Origin of the sequence: Falsiruegeria litorea R37 (assembly GCF_900172225.1) — a bacterium.
GTDB lineage: Bacteria > Pseudomonadota > Alphaproteobacteria > Rhodobacterales > Rhodobacteraceae > Falsiruegeria > Falsiruegeria litorea.
The window spans coordinates 1-19,332 of record NZ_FWFO01000001.1 but is presented as its reverse complement, the minus strand read 5'-3'; the positions used below and the strand labels follow the sequence as shown (position 1 = coordinate 19,332).

The 19,332-nt window shown below is 58.9% G+C and carries 19 protein-coding genes, 1 tRNA gene and 1 rRNA gene; 9 read left to right on the top strand and 12 right to left on the bottom strand.

Annotation, left to right across the window (positions count from 1 at the left end; all coding sequences use genetic code 11):
- The first annotated feature begins 72 nt into the window (after window positions 1–72).
- Window positions 73–1,083 carry a hypothetical protein gene (locus TRL7639_RS00105; protein ID WP_085793798.1) on the top strand — a complete coding sequence of 337 codons (1,011 nt, stop codon included), beginning with the start codon at window positions 73–75 and terminating at the stop codon, window positions 1,081–1,083.
- A 47-nt stretch (window positions 1,084–1,130) separates the two neighbouring features.
- Here the strand turns inward: TRL7639_RS00105 and TRL7639_RS00100 are convergent, their stop codons facing one another.
- The 3 genes from TRL7639_RS00100 to TRL7639_RS00090 all read right to left on the bottom strand — a co-directional run bounded on the left by TRL7639_RS00100 (window position 1,131) and on the right by TRL7639_RS00090 (window position 4,247).
- Window positions 1,131–2,699 carry an alkaline phosphatase D family protein gene (locus TRL7639_RS00100; RefSeq protein ID WP_085793797.1) on the bottom strand — a complete coding sequence of 523 codons (1,569 nt, stop codon included), beginning with the start codon at window positions 2,697–2,699 and terminating at the stop codon, window positions 1,131–1,133.
- Window positions 2,700–2,831: 132 nt separating this feature from the next.
- Entirely contained in the window at window positions 2,832–3,197 is a 366-nt protein-coding gene (locus TRL7639_RS00095; protein WP_085793796.1) for a hypothetical protein, read from the bottom strand.
- Window positions 3,198–3,380: 183 nt separating this feature from the next.
- A complete protein-coding gene (locus TRL7639_RS00090) occupies window positions 3,381–4,247 on the bottom strand; it encodes a branched-chain amino acid aminotransferase (protein WP_085793795.1) in 867 nt (288 codons plus the stop codon).
- Window positions 4,248–4,404: 157 nt separating this feature from the next.
- On the opposite strand from TRL7639_RS00090, the gene TRL7639_RS00085 reads away from it, so the two are divergent.
- From TRL7639_RS00085 to dxs, 6 genes are read left to right on the top strand one after another with little or no spacing between them, the layout of a single operon-like run.
- Window positions 4,405–4,917 carry a MarR family winged helix-turn-helix transcriptional regulator gene (locus TRL7639_RS00085; protein ID WP_085793794.1) on the top strand — a complete coding sequence of 171 codons (513 nt, stop codon included), beginning with the start codon at window positions 4,405–4,407 and terminating at the stop codon, window positions 4,915–4,917.
- Entirely contained in the window at window positions 4,914–5,615 is a 702-nt protein-coding gene (locus tag TRL7639_RS00080; protein WP_085793793.1) for a response regulator, read from the top strand. Before TRL7639_RS00085 ends, TRL7639_RS00080 begins: the two co-directional genes overlap by 4 nt.
- A 42-nt stretch (window positions 5,616–5,657) precedes the next feature.
- On the top strand, window positions 5,658–6,584 hold the full coding sequence (locus TRL7639_RS00075; RefSeq protein ID WP_085793792.1) for a histone deacetylase family protein: 927 nt from the start codon (window positions 5,658–5,660) through the stop codon (window positions 6,582–6,584).
- Window positions 6,581–6,823: an exodeoxyribonuclease VII small subunit gene (locus TRL7639_RS00070; protein ID WP_085793791.1), complete on the top strand. Its 243-nt coding sequence runs from the start codon at window positions 6,581–6,583 to the stop codon at window positions 6,821–6,823. The genes TRL7639_RS00075 and TRL7639_RS00070 overlap by 4 nt, the downstream gene beginning before the upstream one ends.
- A complete protein-coding gene (locus TRL7639_RS00065) occupies window positions 6,824–7,690 on the top strand; it encodes a polyprenyl synthetase family protein (protein WP_085793790.1) in 867 nt (288 codons plus the stop codon). It abuts the gene before it with no gap.
- A 15-nt stretch (window positions 7,691–7,705) separates the two neighbouring features.
- Window positions 7,706–9,634, top strand: a complete 1,929-nt coding sequence (dxs, locus tag TRL7639_RS00060) for a 1-deoxy-D-xylulose-5-phosphate synthase (protein ID WP_085793789.1) — start codon at window positions 7,706–7,708, stop codon at window positions 9,632–9,634.
- A gap of 58 nt (window positions 9,635–9,692) precedes the next feature.
- Here the strand turns inward: dxs and TRL7639_RS00055 are convergent, their stop codons facing one another.
- Window positions 9,693–10,565, bottom strand: a complete 873-nt coding sequence (locus tag TRL7639_RS00055) for an SDR family oxidoreductase (protein ID WP_085793788.1) — start codon at window positions 10,563–10,565, stop codon at window positions 9,693–9,695.
- Window positions 10,566–10,654: 89 nt separating this feature from the next.
- Between TRL7639_RS00055 and TRL7639_RS00050 the strand changes: the two genes are divergently transcribed.
- Window positions 10,655–11,287 (top strand): class I SAM-dependent DNA methyltransferase, encoded by a 633-nt coding sequence (locus TRL7639_RS00050; RefSeq protein ID WP_085793787.1) that lies wholly within the window; start codon window positions 10,655–10,657, stop codon window positions 11,285–11,287.
- Between the two features lie 104 nt (window positions 11,288–11,391).
- On the opposite strand, the gene TRL7639_RS00045 is transcribed toward TRL7639_RS00050, so the two are convergent.
- From TRL7639_RS00045 to TRL7639_RS00030, 4 genes are all read right to left on the bottom strand, one after another.
- Window positions 11,392–12,171: a carnitinyl-CoA dehydratase gene (locus TRL7639_RS00045; protein ID WP_085793786.1), complete on the bottom strand. Its 780-nt coding sequence runs from the start codon at window positions 12,169–12,171 to the stop codon at window positions 11,392–11,394.
- Window positions 12,168–14,186, bottom strand: coding sequence for an acetate--CoA ligase family protein (locus tag TRL7639_RS00040; protein ID WP_085793785.1), 2,019 nt, complete (start codon window positions 14,184–14,186; stop codon window positions 12,168–12,170). Before TRL7639_RS00040 ends, TRL7639_RS00045 begins: the two co-directional genes overlap by 4 nt.
- Window positions 14,187–14,470: 284 nt before the next feature.
- Complete coding sequence (locus tag TRL7639_RS00035) at window positions 14,471–14,770, bottom strand: Rdx family protein (protein ID WP_085793784.1); 300 nt, start codon at window positions 14,768–14,770, stop codon at window positions 14,471–14,473.
- Window positions 14,771–14,774: 4 nt separating this feature from the next.
- On the bottom strand, window positions 14,775–15,938 hold the full coding sequence (locus TRL7639_RS00030; protein WP_085793783.1) for an acyl-CoA dehydrogenase family protein: 1,164 nt from the start codon (window positions 15,936–15,938) through the stop codon (window positions 14,775–14,777).
- 80 nt (window positions 15,939–16,018) lie between these two features.
- Between TRL7639_RS00030 and TRL7639_RS00025 the strand changes: the two genes are divergently transcribed.
- Window positions 16,019–16,957, top strand: a complete 939-nt coding sequence (locus TRL7639_RS00025; RefSeq protein WP_085793782.1) for a GlxA family transcriptional regulator — start codon at window positions 16,019–16,021, stop codon at window positions 16,955–16,957.
- On the opposite strand, the gene TRL7639_RS00020 is transcribed toward TRL7639_RS00025, so the two are convergent.
- The 4 genes from TRL7639_RS00020 to rrf form a co-directional block, all read right to left on the bottom strand.
- A complete protein-coding gene (locus TRL7639_RS00020; protein WP_370808702.1) occupies window positions 16,954–18,048 on the bottom strand; it encodes a hypothetical protein in 1,095 nt (364 codons plus the stop codon). The two genes, TRL7639_RS00025 and TRL7639_RS00020, sit on opposite strands and share 4 nt — an antisense overlap.
- Before the next feature lie 208 nt (window positions 18,049–18,256).
- A complete protein-coding gene (locus TRL7639_RS00015) occupies window positions 18,257–18,958 on the bottom strand; it encodes a gamma-glutamylcyclotransferase (RefSeq protein WP_165759706.1) in 702 nt (233 codons plus the stop codon).
- Between the two features lie 134 nt (window positions 18,959–19,092).
- Window positions 19,093–19,169: transfer RNA gene (locus tag TRL7639_RS00010), tRNA-Met, on the bottom strand.
- Window positions 19,170–19,238: 69 nt separating this feature from the next.
- Window positions 19,239–19,332 (bottom strand): 5S ribosomal RNA (gene rrf / locus TRL7639_RS00005); the annotation flags it as partial.

Genomic DNA, 19,332 nt, shown 5'->3' with positions numbered 1-19,332 from the left:
ACCCGAGTTACCACTTGTGGTTGTAGGTGAAGGCGGTTTAGCATCGCCTCACCCCATCTGTTCGAGCAAGACATGAAACAGATCATCGCCTCTTTTGCCCTGCTGTTTGGTGTGGGCTTTGCCGCCGCCGGATCGGACCTGCAGGATGCGATTGACCTTTGGCTGAGCGGGAATGACACGGACAGCCTGCCAATTCTGTCAAACTTGGCCAAATCTGGGGACTCGGATGCACGGGTGTTGCTGGCGCAGATCGAGGTCACGGATAAAGGCCCCTCACCGTATCGACTGTCGCTGAACAAACAGCAATCGCGCGATCTGTTTCGGCAGGTAGACGAAACGTCCCCGTTTGCGGCAAGTTGGCTGACGGTCGAGGCGCGGAATGGCGATCCACTCGCCCAGGCACTTTTGTTGGCCCGCAGCGCAGCCCCGAATCTGAACGTTATCTCTCAACTAGCGATACTGGGAGAGCAACAGGCAACAGACCACCCCAGCCGCATCGTATCGCTGTATGGCACAGCCGAGGACCGCCAAGCGCTGTCCCAAAGCCCGTACTTGCTGTCCGAGCTTGCCCCTTATGTTGCCTATCTGTCGGACATGCCCGAGCCGCGCGGCGACGGGCTGGCAGCGCTGCGCCACATCACGGGCGATACGGACGGGATAGACGCAAGCGATGCTGAAACGCTTGGTATGGCCGAACAACTGGCCTTGGGTTTTGGGTTCGGCGATGCCTCTCCGGCGAACCGCTGGCACAAGGTGGTGCAGGATTGGGTCATGACCGCACCCGAAACCCGCCCCATCGCCAACCTGTGCTCGGCGCATTGCGGCTCGCAAGCACTGGCGTGCGGGATGGCGATGATGGCGCTGGCAGGTGGGTATTACGAAGTGATCCGCATCGACAGCCCGTTGGAAAAATTGATCCCGCAAGACGCCTTTCTGAACAGTCAGCGCGCACAGCTGATGACCTTGCGGCGCGCGGCACTGGCGAGATCCGAGACGAACAACCCTCCAGAGTTGAGCAAGATCGCCGCTTACTCTCAATGCGCAGCGGATCTGATTCAGGAAGAGAGACGGGCTTACCGTTGACTTGAAGTGGGCGCCCCAGTTGCACTGGGGCACCCGATCCGCGACGATCAGATCGCGCCGGTTTTCGGGTCCAATGTCACCGACCACAGCTCAGTGTCGGCGCGGTCCATCAGGCGCACGGTCATCTGCTCGGTTGCACCGTCGATGTCGACCAGACCAAAGAACTGCAATCCCTCACTGGGCGGAAGGTTCACACCCTGACCTTCGGCAGGTGCCTTGACGAATTTGACCTCGGGACCGAAGGTGCCGTCCAGCTTGTTGGGGCCGAACGTACCGGCGTGCAGCGGGCCCGAGACGAACTCCCAGAACGGTTCGAAATCCTGGAATTGCGCCTTGTTAGGGTCGTAATAGTGCGCTGCGGTGTAATGCACATCCGCCGTGAACCAGACGGTGTTTGTGATTCCACCGGTCTTGATGAACCGCAGCAGATCCGCGATTTCCAGCTCACGCCCCTTGGCCGGGCCACCGTCCCCGTTCGCAATTGCCTCGGCACCCGCCTGTTCACGCCAGTTGTCCCAGACGATCAGGCCGATGGGCATGTCGGATGCAATCACTTTCCAAGTCGCCTGCGACGCTGCCAACTCCCGCTTCAGCCAGGCCAGCTGCTCAGCCCCCAGGACGCGGGACTGATCGGTGATCTCATCCTCCATCGAGGAACCATTTGGCCCGCGGTAGCTGCGCAGATCCAGGAAGAAAACGTCCAGCATCGGACCATATGAGATCTTGCGATAGACGCGACCCGGCTCCGCAGGGGTGATCCGCAGCGGGGTCATCTCGTGGAACGCACGGCCCGCGCGCGATTGCAGCACGTGAACGGATTTCTCGGTATACCGGTCGTCCGATATCAGGTCTTTGGCGTCCGACCAGTTGTTGACCACCTCATGGTCGTCCCACTGGAAGAAAGTCGGGCAGACGGCGTTCATCGCCCGCACATGCTCGTCCATCAGGTTGTATTTCCACTGGGCGCGAAACTCATCCAGCGTTTCGGCCACCTTGCGTTTCTCGTCGATCAGGGTGGTGTTCTTCCAGATCAACTGCCCGTCTTTTTCGACCTCGTCCTGCATCGGACCATCGGCATAGACCGTATCGCCCGAGTGGATAAAGAAATCGGGCTTGTGCTGCGCCATCGTGGCATAGGTGCGCATGCCGTCATCATCGATGCCCCAGCCCTGACCAGCGGTGTCGCCGGACCACGCAAAGCGAACGTTGCGACGCGAGGTGGGCGCGGTACGGAACTGACCCACGATGGGCTCGGACGTGACATTGATGTCGTTCAGATCAGCCGCGACAAAGCGGTAAAAGATATCCTGATCAGACGGCAGGCCATCCACCAGCCGCTTGACGGCCAAGTCGCTGGTGGGGATGGCATCCATCGGGGCCAGTTTACGAGCGTTTGCAAAACTCTCGGTAGTCGAAACTTCCATCATCACGCGCGACGGACGGTCCGTGCGCGTCCAGATCATGCCCGAGGATGTGTCGACATCGCCGGATTGAACACCGTGCGTGAAAACTGGGCGCGAGGCTGCCCGGCTGATCGCAGGCATGGCCAGCGAGGCGGCAAAGGCTGTGCTGCCTGCCAGAAAGGCGCGGCGATGAGGCCGAAGGATCTTGGTCATAATGCTCTCCTGTCTTGCGATCATACTGCGATCGCGGGATTGGTGAGCTGATAAAGGCCGCGCCATTGTAAAAGGCGCGGCTCAGTTTCCTAACAGTATCACGATGATACTGTGACATCCATCGGGGTCACCTCAGGCGGTAACGCCCTGCTCGGGCGCGCTCAGCGAGATAACGGCCACCACCGCCGCGCCATTCACCCAATAGAACAGGGCATCCAGCCCGGTGAAGCCGAACAGGCCGGGTGCAAACAGAAATGTCAAACCGACAAGCAGGTCTACGGCCAGGTGAAATTTGTAAGGCAGCAACCGCCAGACACCTAAATGATGATCCGTCAAAACCGTCAGGACCAAAGCGGCCAGTCCGGTGACAACCGACAACCACAAAGCCAGCGGATTGGACTGCCCCAACCCCAGTAAAAACGGCAAACCCATCAGCGCCAGCGCAACCGGGTAGTCCAGGTAGGCGTGATTCGAGCGGGTGACAAAACGAAGAGACATTCGAATTCCTTTCCAAACTTGGTGTGACCTCAAGCTAGGAAAGAACGCTCGAACGCGTGAAACCAGATCGTCCCCAAGTTATTGCAGATCGTCCAGAAGTACGGGTGATCTCCGTATTGATCAGTACGCCGACGAAAAAAGCCCCCGCAAATGCGAGGGCTTAATCGGATTGCTTTACCAGATTTAGGCGCGAACCAGCTTCTCGTAGTCTTCCGCGATCTCGCGGGTCAGCGCGCCGACCTCAAACGTGTAGTCGCCAATCTGGCCCACTGGGGTGACTTCGGCGGCAGTGCCAGTCAGCCAGCACTGTTCAAAATCTGCCATCTCTTCGGGCTTGATGCGACGTTCGTGGACGGTGATGCCCTTGTCCTTGAGCATCCCGATCACGGTTTGCCGGGTGATGCCATTGAGGAAGCAGTCGGCCAGCGGGGTATGAACCTCGCCATCTTTCACGAAGAAGACGTTGGCACCGGTGGCTTCGGCCACATAGCCGCGCCAGTCCATGAACAGCGCATCAGAACAACCCTTGGCCTCGGCCTTGTGCTTGGAGATGGTGCAGATCATGTAAAGGCCCGCCGCCTTGGCGTGAACCGGGATGGTCTCGGGCGAGGGGCGTTTCCACTCGGCGATGTCCAGCTTGGCGCCCTGCATCTTGGCGTCGCCGTAATAGGCACCCCAACCCCAGACGGCGATTGCCATGCGGACCGGGTTCTTGGCCGACGCGACACCCATGTCTTCGCCTGACCCGCGCCAGACAACGGCCCGGACATAAGCGTCGGTCAGGCCAGAGGCCTTCAGGGTCTCTTCCTTGGCGGCTTCGATCTGATCGACCGAATAAGGCATCGGCATGTCCAGCGCCTCGGCCGAGGCGATCAGGCGCTCGGAATGTTCACGGCTTTTGAAAATCTTGCCGTTGTATGCACGCTCGCCTTCAAAAACCGAGCTGGCATAGTGCATTGCGTGGGTCAGAACATGGACCTTGGCCTCGCGCCAATCCACCAGTTCCCCATCCATCCAGATCACCCCATCGCGATCATCATAACCCGACATGCTGCATCCTCCTGAGCGAGCCGTTTTTGCACTTGTTGCGCAACTTACGACCGAAACGGTCACATTATTGCGCCAAAACTGCGACTCGATAGCTGTTCACTATTGGAATGTCAATAAGACTGACTTAAAGTGAACCAAAGCAAGAATGAGGCTCAGAATGTCCGACGGACGCTCGACCCCGGTCTATGGCAGCGAAAGCCTGCTGTTTCTGACCGATGAACAGCTCAGACAAGGGATCGAGGCGATGTTTTTTGCCTATCGCGGGTTTACCGCCGATCCCGACCGCATTCTGGCCGAAATGGCCTATGGCCGCGCGCATCACCGCGCGATCCACTTTATCAACCGTGCGCCCGGCACAACAGTGAACAATCTGCTGGCCATACTGGGTGTCACGAAACAGTCTCTTAACCGGGTTCTGCGCACATTGATCTCAGATGGTCTGGTGGAAAGCCGGGTGGGCAAGATCGACAAACGCGAACGTCACCTGTATCTGACCGAAGATGGCCGCGCGTTGGAGGCAACGCTGTCAGACGCACAGCGCAAGCGCATGCGCGCCGCGTATAAGGATGCAGGACCCGAGGCCGTGGCTGGGTTCAAACTGGTGCTCGAGGCGATGATGGATGCAGATATGCGCCGGGCGTATTCAAAGTTGCGGGATGGTACCTCATGAGTGAACTTGATGCTCACCTTTTGATCGTGGACGACGACGAGCGGATCCGCGATCTGCTCAAGAAGTTCCTGATGCGCAACGGGTTCCTTGTGACCGCAGCCCGCGATGCGGCGCATGCGCGGCGGGTGCTGTCGGGTCTGGATTTCGATCTGATCGTGCTGGATGTGATGATGCCGGGCGAGGACGGGGTGAGTCTGACCAAATCCCTGCGTCAAACCCACAGCACGCCCATCATGCTGTTGACCGCGCGCGGTGAAACAGAACATCGGATTGCGGGGCTTGAGGCTGGAGCCGACGACTATCTGGCCAAGCCGTTCGAGCCCAAGGAGCTGCTCCTCAGGATCAACGCGATCCTGCGACGTATGCCGGAAACCACGGCACAGGACACTGCGCCCAAAGTGCTGCACCTGGGTCCGATCCGCTATGACATCGAACGCGGCGAGATGTGGCAGGGCGAAGAATTGGTTCGCCTAACAGCTACCGAGAGCCAGTTGATGAAGATCTTTTCGGCACAACCCGGCGAGCCGGTCAGCCGCACAAAGCTGGTCGAGGATCTGGGTCGCGATCGCGGACAGGCACAGGAACGCGCCGTGGATGTTCAAATCACGCGTTTGCGCCGCAAGATCGAGCCGAACCCCAAACAACCCCGCTATCTGCAAACAGTGCGCGGCGCGGGTTACATGCTGGCAACCGATTGAGCCATTTGCCAGCCCACCTCTGTTATTGATAGCGTGGCCGCCATGAAAACCGCTTTGATCACACACGCCGATTGCCTTGGCCATGTCACCCCCGAAGGACACCCCGAACGGGTCGCCCGGCTGCAGCATATCCTGCACGCGCTGGAACCCTTGGACCTGAACCGGGTGACGGCCCCTATGGCGGCCGAAGATGACATCTTGCGCATCCACCCCGCCGACTATGTGCACGACATTCGCGCGACCCGCCCTACGGATGGGTTCAGGCAGATCGACGGTGACACCTTCATATCCCCCGGATCGGTCGATGCGGCCTTTCGCGCAGCTGGCGCTGTTGTGCGCGCGGTCGACATGGTGATGGGCGGCGAGGCGCCGAATGCGTTCTGTGCGATCCGCCCACCGGGGCACCATGCCGAGACCAGCACTGCCATGGGGTTCTGTCTGTTCGGCAATGCCGCTTTGGCCGCGAAACACGCGCTGGATCACCACGGGCTGAGCCGCGTAGCCGTCGTTGATTTCGACGTGCACCATGGGAACGGCACGCAGGACCTGCTGTGGGACGAGGCGCGCGCGCTGGTTATCACCAGCCAGCAAATGCCACTCTGGCCCGGTTCCGGTCGCCCTGACGAAGATGGCGTGCACGGTCAGATCCTGAACATCCCGCTTGCGCCGGGTTCCGGCAGCGCCGAGATGCGCGCCGCGTACGAGGGGCAAGCCTTTCCGCGTTTACGCGCTTTCAAACCGGAACTGATCATCATCTCGGCGGGCTTTGACGCCCATCAGGACGATCCGCTGGCCAACTTGAACTGGACCACAGGCGATTTCGCTTGGGTCACGGAACAGTTGTGCTCACTTGCAGGTGAGTTATGTGAGGGCCGTATCGTCTCGACTCTTGAAGGCGGGTATGATCTGAACGCGCTGAGTGCCGCAACCAAGGCGCATGTTGAAGAATTGATGAAGGCAGCGACATGAGTGACACCCCCGTCGACCAGATGACATTCGAACAGGCGATGAAAGAGCTTGAGGCCGTCGTCGGCAAGCTGGAACGCGGCGATGTCGCCCTGGACGAGTCGATCTCGCTCTATGAACGGGGCGCGGCGCTGAAAAAGCGATGCGAGGATGAGCTGAAGCGGGCCGAAGAAAAAGTCGCCGCGATCACTCTGGACGCCAGCGGTCAGCCGACCGGGACGAAACCTGTCGAAGGTCTGTAAATGTTTCGCGAACAGTTGGCGCGGGATGCCGCGCGCATTCAGAGCCAGTTTGATCTGGTTCTGGGCGGTCTCGATGACCTCGATGTGACGCAGGCGATGGCCTACACCACCCAAGGCGGCAAACGGTTGCGTGGTTTTCTGGTGCTGGAAAGCGCGCGCCTGCATGACGTGGCCGAGGATCAGGCGATCTGGCCTGCGGCTGGAATCGAAGCGCTGCACGCCTATTCGCTGGTGCACGACGATTTGCCTTGCATGGACGACGACGACCTGCGGCGCGGCAAGCCCACCATCCACGTGAAATGGGATGAAGGAACAGCCGTTCTGGCTGGCGATGCCCTGCAAACATTGGCGTTTGAACTGTGCACCCGACCCGAAGCGGGTTCGGCAGAGGTGCGCGCCGAGCTTGCCCTGACGCTGGCCCAGGCAAGCGGTGCGCAAGGCATGGTTTTGGGTCAGGCGCTGGACATTGCCGCTGAATCCGCAGCCGAACCGCTGAACCTGGACGAAATCACTCGCTTGCAAGCAGGCAAAACAGGTGCCCTGATCGAGTGGTCCGCCTGTGCAGGGGCACGGCTGGCGCAGGCCGACACTACCCCCTTGCGCCAATATGCCCAAGCCTTGGGTCTTGCTTTCCAGATCGCAGACGACATCTTGGATGTTGAAGGTGACGCCCAGAAGGCCGGGAAACGGCTGCAGAAAGATGCGGATGCGGGAAAGGCGACATTCGTGTCCTTGCTGGGACTGGACGCCGCAAAACGACGCGCTGCGGAACTGATCGAACAGGGTTGCGCCGCGCTTGAGACATACGGGCCGCGGGCCGACACCTTGAAGGAAGCCGCCCGCTTCGTTATTGCCCGCGACAGCTAGCCGTTAGAGGACGCCATGTCTGATCGCCCGAATACCCCGCTTCTGGACCTTGTGACCCGCCCTGCGGACCTCAAGCAGTTTTCTGATGCGCAGCTGACCCAATTGGCAGGTGAGCTGCGGTCCGAAACCGTGTCCGCTGTATCCGAGACTGGCGGCCATCTGGGCGCGGGCCTCGGCGTGGTGGAACTGACCGTGGCGCTGCATGCGGTGTTCGACACGCCGCGCGACAAGGTGATCTGGGACGTGGGCCATCAGTGCTATCCCCACAAGATCCTCACCGAACGCCGCGACCGCATCCGCACTCTGCGGCAAGAGGGCGGCCTGAGTGGGTTTACCAAAAGATCCGAGTCGCCCTATGACCCGTTTGGTGCGGCCCATAGCTCGACCTCGATCAGTGCCGCGCTTGGCTTTGCCGTGGCCCGCGATCTGGGCGGTGTTACACCCGAAGGGCTTGGTGACGCGATCGCCGTGATCGGTGACGGGTCCATGTCGGCTGGCATGGCGTTTGAGGCGATGAACAATGCAGGCCACCTGAAAAAGCGCCTGATCGTGATCCTGAACGACAACGAAATGAGCATCGCCCCGCCCGTTGGCGCGCTGTCGTCCTATCTGTCACGTCTTTATGCCGAAGAGCCGTTCCAGGAATTCAAGGCCGCTGCCAAAGGTGCGGTTTCACTGCTGCCTGAACCCTTCCGCGAAGGGGCCAAGCGCGCTAAGGAAATGCTCAAGGGCATGGCCGTTGGCGGCACCCTGTTCGAAGAACTTGGGTTTTCTTACCTCGGCCCCATTGACGGGCACGACATGGACCAACTGTTGCCGGTTCTGCGCACCGTCAAGGCACGCGCAACCGGTCCGATCCTGATCCACGCGCTGACCAAAAAGGGCAAAGGTTATGCCCCCGCCGAGGCTGCCCGCGACAAGGGCCACGCAACGGCAAAATTCGACGTCCTGACCGGCAAACAGAAAAAAGCGCCATCGAACGCGCCCTCTTACACCTCGGTCTTTGGCAATGCGTTGGTGCACCAAGCAGCCAAGGACGACAAGGTTGTGGCCGTAACCGCAGCGATGCCGGACGGCACCGGGTTGAACCTGTTTGCCGAACGCTACCCCTCGCGGTGTTTCGACGTCGGTATTGCAGAACAGCACGGCGTGACCTTTGCGGCGGCTTTGGCTGCGGGCGGGATGAAGCCGTTCTGCACGATGTATTCGACCTTCCTCCAACGCGGTTATGACCAAGTTGTGCACGATGTGGCCATCCAACGCCTGCCCGTGCGCTTTGCCATCGACCGTGCAGGCCTGGTTGGGGCTGACGGTGCAACTCATGCTGGCTCGTTCGACATTGCCTATATGGCCAACCTGCCCGGAATGGTCGTGATGGCCGCCGCGGATGAGGCGGAGCTGGTGCACATGGTGGCCACGGCCGTCGCACATGACGATGGTCCCATCGCCTTCCGCTATCCGCGCGGTGAAGGGGTCGGCGTCGACCTGCCCGAGCAAGGTGAAGTGCTGGAGATCGGCAAGGGCCGTATGATTCAGACAGGAGCGCGCGTGGCACTCTTGTCGTTCGGCACCCGCCTGGCCGAAGTACAAAAAGCAGCCGAAGCTCTGGCGGCCAAGGGTATCACCCCAACAATCGCCGACGCCCGCTTTGCCAAGCCGCTCGACCGCGGCATGATCCTGCAACTGGCCGCCGACCACGAGGCGCTGATCACCATAGAAGAGGGCGCTGTGGGTGGCTTTGGCAGCCATGTGGCGCAGCTGTTGGCCGATGACGGCGTGTTTGATGGCGGGCTGAAATTCCGCTCGATGGTCCTGCCCGATACCTTCATTGACCAGGCCAGCCCTGAAGCGATGTACAAGGTTGCCGGCATGAGTGCCGAACAGATCGAGGCCAAGGTGCTGGATGTGTTGGGTGTTGCCTCAATCGGCGAAAAGCGCGCCTAGCACGCGAGTCGCACGTCCGAGAAGCTCAAAACCGGTTCCCACTTTTGAGCAACATGCTTTAGAACCAGGCGTCTGACTTCCGCTCCAAGGCTTCGGTTTCGACCTTGAGCAAGGCACGCAACCCTTCGCGGTATGAGCGGTAGAGCAACTCTACCCCAAGTTCCGACTTGATCAGGTCATTGCGCACCCGCTTATTCTCGCCATAGAAACTGCGCGCCATGGCACTCATCCCCGCCTCGTCAAAGGGCACTTCGGCGGGCAGGGGCAACCCCAGCAGCTCTGCCGCCAACCCGATCACGTCCTGTGGCGGCGCGGGATCATCATCACACAAGTTGTAGATTGCACCCGGCCTTGGCTGCGCGATCGAGGCACGCAACACTTGCGCAATATCGTCGACATGGATGCGCGAGAACACCTGCCCCGGCTTCACGATGCGCCGCGCCGTACCCGCGCGCACTTTGGAAAATGGGCCCCGTCCTGGGCCATAGATCCCGGCAAGTCGAAAGATGTGCAGCGGCAGGCCAGGAATGGACTGCCAATCGCGTTCCGCTGCAACCCGCAAATCCCCCCTCACGGACGAAGGTGCGATCCCGGTGGTTTCATCCACCCATCCACCGTTCCGATCCCCATAAACCGCCGTTGTGGACAGATACCCGACCCAATCGAACTGATCCGCCCGCGCCGCAATCTCGTCGCGAAACTCGGCCAAAACCGGATCACCTGCCTCATTGGGACCTGCCGAGATCAGCAGGTGGGTCACGCCGTCCAAACTGGGGCGTGTGCCGGGCCATTGATGCATCTCGACCCCGGGCAGGGCCTTGCCGCGGTCCTCACCACGACTGGTACCGATAAAGCGCCAACCGTCATCCAGGCTGCGCACCAAGGCGCGAGCAGTGTATCCAAGGCCAAAGGAGAAGAGCGTCTTAGTCATGCCCCCTAGATGGTCCGAGCGGGGTCGGGATGCAAGCATTCCGGACGTGTCACTTGATTCGAATCCCTACATCGGCGTTTCATTGAGATATGAGTAAAAAAGAACCCGATCTGCACAGTGCATACGCACTTGAAACACCGGACGACCACAAACGGCTCTATGCCGAATGGGCGGGTGATTATGATGACAGCTTTGCAGCGCGCGAAGACTATCAACTGCATATCCACACCGCGCGGGCGTTTGTGGGCGCGGGCGGTCAAGGGCCAGTGTTGGACGTGGGCGCAGGCACCGGCCTGTGCGGTGGTGTCCTGGCGGGATTGGGCGTCGGGCCGATTGATGCCACTGACATCAGCGCCGAAATGTTGGATCAGGCGATGCGCAAAGACATCTATCGCGACGCGATCGAGGCAGATCTGAACGACGGCATCCCGGTGCCGCGCGAAAGCTATTCCGGCATCGTCTCGTCGGGCACGTTCACGCACGGGCATGTCGGCCCCGAAGTGATACCGGCCCTATTGCGCGTGGCCCGTCACGGCGCCCAGTTTGCGTTGTCAATCAACGCCAAGCATTTCGAGACGCAGGGCTTCTCTGACGCGCTAAAGGCTCTTGATGGGGACAAGATCCACAACCTGTCCCTGCCGCAAGTGCGTATTTATGGTGATTTGGCTGCAGGAGAGAACAAGGACGACACAGCCTTTGTCGCCCTGTTCGAAAAGACCTAGAGCGAAATCGGTTCAACTAACATCCTGAGCTATCACCCAACGCGTTGAAATCTCTGATTTCAGGCAGCGTTGAGTGATTCAGATTTGCCGATTTCTGCTTTGGCTTACTTACCCTTCCACACCGGGTCGCGTTTTTCGGCAAAGGCGCGCGCGCCTTCCAGATTATCCTCGGACCCGTAAAGCGTGTCGATGGTGGCCAACTGTCTGCGCTGTATCTGGTTCATGATATCGCGGAATTTGGCGTCTTCAGACTCGCGCACAACCTCTTTGATCGAGGCATAGACCAGCGGCGGGCCGCTCGCCAGCAGACGCGCCATTTCCCATGCGCGGTCCATCAGTTGATCACCTGGCACGATCTCGTTCACCAGTCCCCAATGCTTGGCCTCTTCGGCATCGAACCAACGCCCAGTCAGCAGCAACTCCATCGCCACGTGATAGGGGATGCGCTTGGGCAGTTTGACACTGGCCGCATCTGCGATTGTTCCTGAACGGATTTCAGGCAGGGCAAAGCTGGCGTGGTCGGCGGAAATGATGATATCGGCCGAGATCATGAGCTCCAGACCACCGCCACAGGCGATGCCGTTCACAGCGGCAATCACCGGCTTGTTCATGTCCCGCAGCTCTTGCAGCCCCCCAAAACCGCCAACACCATAATCGCCATCCACAGCGTCGCCATCGGCGGCGGCCTTCAGATCCCAGCCGGGACAAAAGAACTTTTCGCCACCGCCGGTCAGGATCGCGACGCGCAGTTCGGGATCATCGCGAAAGTCGCGAAAAACCTCGCCCATCACACGGCTGGTTGCCAGATCGATGGCATTGGCCTTGGGTCGGTCCAGCGTCACCTCAAGGATTGCACCGTCGCGTTTTGTCTTTACCGGGTTCATGAGCTTGCCTTTCGGATCAGAGCGTCGACCGCAACCGCGCCCTCGGCGGTGCAGATCAAGGGATTGATTTCAACTTCGGCCAGGGTATCGGCATTGGCAAGCACATAGGCCTGCACCGCGTTCACGGCCGCGACGATGGCGTCAAGATCAGCCGCCGGTTTGCCACGATAGCCGTGCAGCAATGGGGCGCATTTGAGCCTATTTAGAGCCTGTTTTACCTGATTTTGGGTGGATGGAACCAGCAAGGATACCGTGTCCCTCAGCACCTCGGTCAACACGCCACCTGCCCCTACGGTCATGACGAAACCATGCGCCGGGTCGCGCGTCACGCCAATCAGCAATTCGACCACGGCACCATCAGCCATTTCCTCGACGAGGACAGTGTCCGTGCCTACAGCGCGGGAGGCTTCATCTAGGTTGGACGCCTGCACACCCAAGCGAACGGCGCCATGTTCGGACTTATGCGCAAGGCCAATGCCCTTGACCGCAAAGGGAGGTGTCAACTCGGAACACGCCTGAGCCGCATCCAGTGCAGACACCACCATGTTTCGCGGGATTGGCAGGCCGTGTGAAGCCAAGGCCTCTTTGGCTTCAGCCTCTGTTAAAACTTGATCTGGCTCGGCTGTACCTGGCAGGCAAACAGGCTCTAATACAGGGGCTTTTGTATGGCTTGCGGCCTCAGCTGCCGCAAGCGCCTCTTCCAGCCCCATGATCGGAACAACGCCACCGGCCATCAATTCGTCAGCCACGTGTTCAGGCATCAACTCGGGCAGTGTTGCGACAACAGCAAAAGGCGCGCCTGTTTCTGCTCGGACAGCCAAGGCCGCTTGCGTGGCACAGGTCCAGTCTGTGTAATCGGTATGCGGGTAGTCGACGATGGAAAAGGTCATACCAATCCCCTCGCCCGTCATCCCTTTCCACGCGCGGGTCATCGCCTGCGTGTCGCGCCAAATGTAAGTGTGGTAGTCTAGCGGGTTTGCCAAGGCGACCATCGGGCCAAGCGCGGCTTTCAATTCCTGTTTTTGCGACTCTGACAAAGGGGGAAACACCAGATCGCGGGCGGTGGACAAGTCCGCAATCAAGCTCGCCTCGCCACCCGAGCAGCTGATCGACGCGATCTTGTTCGAGGTCAGCAGGCCATTGGCATGGAGCAGCTTCAACGTTTCAAGGAACGCGGGGAGCCCGTGCAAACGGGCGATGCCCAAACGATCCAACAAGGCTTGCGCACCCGCGTCGCTGCCAGCAAGCGAGGCGGTGTGTGACACCGCTGCCGCCTGTGCTTGCTCGGACGCACCGACCTTGAGCGCCACCAGCGGCACGCCCCGGTCATGGGCTTTGGCGGCCAGAGCTTCCCATTCGCGCAGGTTCCCAAAGCCTTCGATGTGCAGGCCGATGGCGGTAACCCGGTCATCGTCGAGCAACTGCCTGGCAATCGCCGCCTGCGATGTCTGCGCCATGTTCCCGCAGGTCACCATATAGGCAATCGGCAAGCCCCGGCGTTGCATGGTCAGGTTGATGGCGATGTTCGAGCTTTGGGTCAGGATCGCAACGCCCCGCTCGACCGGCTGCATCCCATGCTGATCCGGCCAGATCGCGGCCCGATCCAAGGCATTGACGAACCCATAGCAGTTCGGACCAAGGATGGGCATCCCACCCGCAGCAGCCACCAGCTGTGCTTGCAAATCAGCGCCGCTGGCGTCCTCGGCCAAGGCCTCGGTAAAGCCGGAAGCAAAGCACACCGCACCGCCCGCGCCCAATTCTCGCAATGACGATACGACCTCGAGCGTGGCAAAACGGTTCACCCCGATGAAGGCGGCGTCGATTGGGCCGTCCCAATCCTCGAGCTTCTCAATCGCCTTGATACCGGCGATCTCTTTACCTGAAGGGTGCACCGGAAAGATCCGCCCCTGATAACCGATGCGCTGTGCGGCCTCGATGATCGAGGCACACCATGCCCCACCACCAATCACGGCGATAGAGGTTGGGTTCAACACTCGGGCTAGGTCACGCGTCATGTCCACACCTCTGCGCTCGTCGAAAGCGCGGGAGCCTCGGGCGGGGATATTTGGAGCAAGAGGAAGCAAGGATTTCTTAACCTTGATGTTTCATCCTGATTGCACGGTACAGGCAGGGATGCCGATGACCGTGCAAGGGGAAGAGGATTCACCTTTTCCTTGGGGGGCTCTGGCCTGAGTCCCCCTTTTCCTCTTGCTCCAAATATCCCCGCCGGAGGCATGAAAATCCATGCATCAGCGCCTGCGCAGCACTCTGCCGTCGCATTGATCTGATCTGTATTCATCTAGTCCTGTGAAATGTCTGCCGCCCTGTCCAGATGGCCCAGGTCGCGTTCCGGGTCGATCCGGTCCCGCACGCGCGATTTCAGCTCTTTCACATCCGGAAAGCCGCCATCCCGCTTGCGTTCCCAGATCACCTCTTTGTTCAAAGTGATCTCAAACACGCCACCCGTCTCACCCGGCACCAGCGTCACCGACCCCAAATCCTCTTGAAAGGTCGAGAGCAGCTCTTGCGCCATCCAGGCAGCGCGGAGCATCCAGTTGCAGCCAATACAGTATGTGATCGAGATGGCGGGTTTTGTCATGGGGTCAGCCTCCTAGCGGTCTCAGCAGTTCTCGGCTGATGATATGCCGCTGGATTTCGCTTGTCCCCTCCCAGATGCGCTCAACCCGTGCGTCACGCCAGATGCGTTCCAGTGGCAGCTCGTCCATCAGGCCCATGCCGCCGTGAATTTGGATCGCTTCGTCCGCGACCATGGCCAGCATCTCGGTCGCTTTCAGCTTGGCCATCGACATATCGGACTCGGTGACGGTGCCTTGGTCGAATTTCCACCCTGCTTCCCAGGTCAGCAGGTCTGCGGCTTTCAGTTCGGTCGCCATATCGGCCAGCTTGAAAGAAATGCCCTGGAATTTGCCGATCTGCTGGCCGAACTGCTTGCGCTCGGCTGAATATTCAACTGCGTGCTGCATAGCCCGTTCGGCGCGACCCAGACAGGTGGCCGCAACCTGCAAACGGGTGGCCCCCAGCCAGGTGTTGGCCAAGTCGAACCCTTTGTGCAACTCGCCCAGCATGGCCGATTTCGGGATACGGCAATCGTCGAATTCCAGCACCGCGTTGGTATAGCCCCGATGGCTGACGTTTCGGTACCCGTCACGGACGGTGAAACCGGGGGTGTCCTTGTCCACGAAAAAGGCCGTGATCAGCTTCTTCGGTCCGCGCGGCGTGTCCTCTTCACCGGTCGCCATGAACACGATCGAAAAATCGGCGATGTCCGCATGACTGATGAAATGCTTGGTGCCGTTCAGGATGAAATCATCGCCATCCGCGCGCGCGGTCGCTGTCATGCCGCGCAGATCGGAACCCGCGCCCGGCTCGGTCATGGCCAAACAGTCCCACTTCTCCCCTTTCATGCAAGGGTAGAGGTACTTTTCCTTTTGCTCATCAGTGCCCGCCATCAGAATGTTTGACGGACGCGCAACACAAGTCCAGTGCAGCGCATAGTTAGCGCGCCCCAGCTCTTTTTCATACATCAGCCAGGTCAGTGTATCGAGGCCCGCGCCGCCCACCTCTTCAGGCATGTTGGCAGCATACAGGCCTGCCTCTATCGCTTTGACCTGCACATCCTTGATGATCTCCATCGGCAGGTGGCCGGTGCGTTCGACTTCGGCCTCGTGCGGGTAAAGCTCATTTTCAACAAAGGCGCGGGTGGTGTCGATGATCATCGACTGTTCTTCGGTCAGGCCAAACTGCATCTTATACGCTCCGGGCATGGGATTTGCCGCGTATCCTGATTGAGCTTGAAGTCAACACTATGCGAAAATAGAGTTTGATCATGCAGGATTGGTCAAAAACTTCCGCCGCGACGCAGCACATCGGTGTTCTATTGTTTGATGGTTTTTCCAACCATTGCCTTGCCAACACTGTCGAACCCTTGCGCGCCGCGAATATGCTGTCAGGCCGGGCTCTTTATGATTGGCAGTTTCTGTCTTTGGACACCGGTGCCGTCACATCTTCATCTGGCCTGCAGGTGGCCCCGCACCAATCGTTGAGCCAAGCAACAGGCGATCTGTTGGTGGTTATGCCGTCGTACGGCTTTCTATCGCACAGCGGCTGGAGAACCCAAGCGGCCCTACGCTCGGCTATTGGGCGGTTTGACACGCTGGTTGGAATGGACACAGGCAGTTGGTTGTTGGCCGAAGCCGGCCTGCTAGATCGTCATCGCGCCACCATCCACTGGGAAGAATTGATCGGTTTCGCAGAACGATTCCCCGAGGTCGAGGCCGTCCGCGAGCGCTTTGTCATTGACCGGGATCGCATCACCTGTTCGGGGGCTATGGCTGCTTTCGATTTGGTGATGCACCTGATCGGGCGCGATCAGGGGCAAGCCTTGGCGTTGGAAGTGGCACAATTGTTCATGACCCGGGATTCCGCACGGTCGCATTCAGGGGGCGCAGGACCGGCAAGCATGTTTGTGAACAGAGCCTTGGCAATCATGCAAGAGAACCTGGAACACCCCATTCCAATCCCCGAAGTGGCCCGGCGCGTTGGTCGAACGCAAAAGGTACTAGAAACAAGAATGAAAGAAGATCTTGGGGCGTCCCCGGCTCAGGTCTACCGACGCCTTCGCCTTAACCTAGCGCGAAAGCTGGTCATGGAATCGGATTTGCCAATAGCTGAAATCGCATTGCGGTCAGGGTATGACGACCCTAGCGCAATGACACGCGCATTCCGAAAAGAGTTTGGCAAGTCGCCCCGCGCTTTGCGCAGTTAATCTGAACGGGCTTCCATCCGCTGATTCAGGCGCCACACCCCCCAAGACAGCGGAATTGCTGCTAAACCACCAATAAGATAGGCAAGCGGTTCGTCCACAAAGCTTTCGAACATTTGCGTATACCCGTGGATCGCGGCAAAGGTCAGCCCCGCATTGAACAGCGCACGCTGGTTGTGTCGCGAAGCCCAAACAATAATGGCAACCAATGCCACGGCCCATAAGATTGCATAGGCGCCATCCGGAATTACCAGAGCATTTTCACGAAAAGCACCCCGCGCTGCATGGTAACTGTCCCAATCGGGGTAATCGCTGTATCGGCCTGGCCCCCAAATAGTCTCTCCAACAACATCGCCCCAAAGGGACGCAACCAAAGCACATAGATTAGCCACCACAAAGCCAAGTACAGCCAATATCCGCAGGTGGCGACAATCCCGCTCGTGCAGGTGCCGGGCGCCCCAGATGCAAGCTGTGATGAGAAAAGCCATCTGCACGATGGTCAGTGTAGGTTCGGGTGAATAGAACACATAGGCTGCGTGAAAATAGGCTGTGCCAGTCTCAAGAACTTGGGCAAATGGAACAATAGCCAGAGCTGTCACAACCCGAACATCAATCATCCAGCCGACCAAACCGATTGTCACTGCATAGTAGAGCAGGATCAGGTTTCTCAGTGGGGAACCGACCTGGTTCTGCATGACCAACAACTCAATGCCGACCAAATGCATGGAAAGCCCCATCAATATGACCGCCCCCAGCACAAAACCAGCAGACAATGCCCCGTTGCGCCATCGCCAAACCCCAAGGCCGGTCACAAGCGCACCAGCCGGTGTCATGATCCACCCTGCAATGTCCTCATGCTTTTCGACCAGTTCAATGCCGGCCCCACCCATTAACATTCCGGCGCCGATCAATGTCGCAGAGTTGCCAAACATACGGTAAGTGTCCGTCCCTTTGGCGAGGACCAGCAGACCTGCCACCAGCATCAATGTACCGGTTACAGCCACTGCCACAGCGTTTGCGAGCCAAAAGATAAAACCTGCCGTCGCCGCAATGATCCCAAAACACAAGATCGCGTTTACCGCCAAGCGGATCATGACCTCTCGCGAGCGCTCTTCAATCACACGAGCCTGATCAGGGCTTAGCGTTCCATCTTCGACAAGAGTCGTTGTATCTGCCACGACATGCATTGATTGACCTTTGTTCCGTCCGGGTTTCCAAAACTATACATCATTCGCCTCATTCCGAACCCGATCAAAAAAGAGCTATGCAATCTGCATGCGATGTCTGATTTGAACCGGGCGATTAAGGCCCTGTATCTGGCGTTTCTTTCAGCGATCGGGAATTTTGAGCTGACGCACGTATCAGCCCAGCCTGATTATGCAAAATCCGCATGCCTTCATCTTCCAGGCCCAGGTCATCCAAGTGACGAACCAGGGAATCAAGATAAGCGAAGTTCGGCCCCAAACTCCCTTCAGCCAACGCGATCATACCTGCGGCGGTGTCCAGTGGAACATTAGGCATATAACGTGAATTCGTCCTATCCATCAGAAACGTCAAAGCCTCAACTGGACCCTGAGGAGTCTCTATTTCCAAGAACGAAGGAACGTACGATCCCGAAAACATCTCGCGCCGCCACATGAATTGGGTTTCCTGATCGACAAGATCTGCAGGGATGCGAAAGACCACTCCATCGCAGTGACCCCCAGCGTCCAAAGCAGCCATTAACCCCGGGCGTTCATGGGTCCCTCTGCCCCCATCAAGACGCATGCAAAAGCTTCGATGCCACCCCTTGAGTGACCCGTAACGATACTCAGTCAAATGAACGGCAGGATCCCAGATCAAGGAACCGTACGCGAACACCCAAAGGTCTCGATTAAGGCGTTCGGACAGAACGGTTTGACGGTTCTGTTCCCGTTCTCGGTGATCCATGCGCCAACCCGGTGGCCACCCCTCTTCGATGGCTTGCAAATCAAGCTCGTGAAAGCGGTCTAATCCAAACCGCATTTCAGATTGATCTGGCGGAGTTATTTTACCGCGCAAGGCCGGTGTATGTTCGAAGACGTGACTAGGAAATGGCATACATCCATTAAGCCGAGATCGGCTTGGAACACCATAGTCTGCGCATAGTTTTGCAATATTGGTTGCGGGAGTAGGATTTGAACCTACGACCTTCAGGTTATGAGCCTGACGAGCTACCGGGCTGCTCCATCCCGCGACAGTTGACCGAGCTTGTTGTGCTTGGTCTGGATATTTCATCGAATTGAGAGTTTTTGGATTTTACTAGGTTTGGCGGTGAGCTACTCTCCCACGCCTTGAGACGCAGTACCATTGCCGCAGCAGTGCTTAACTTCCGGGTTCGGGATGGGACCGGGTGTTTC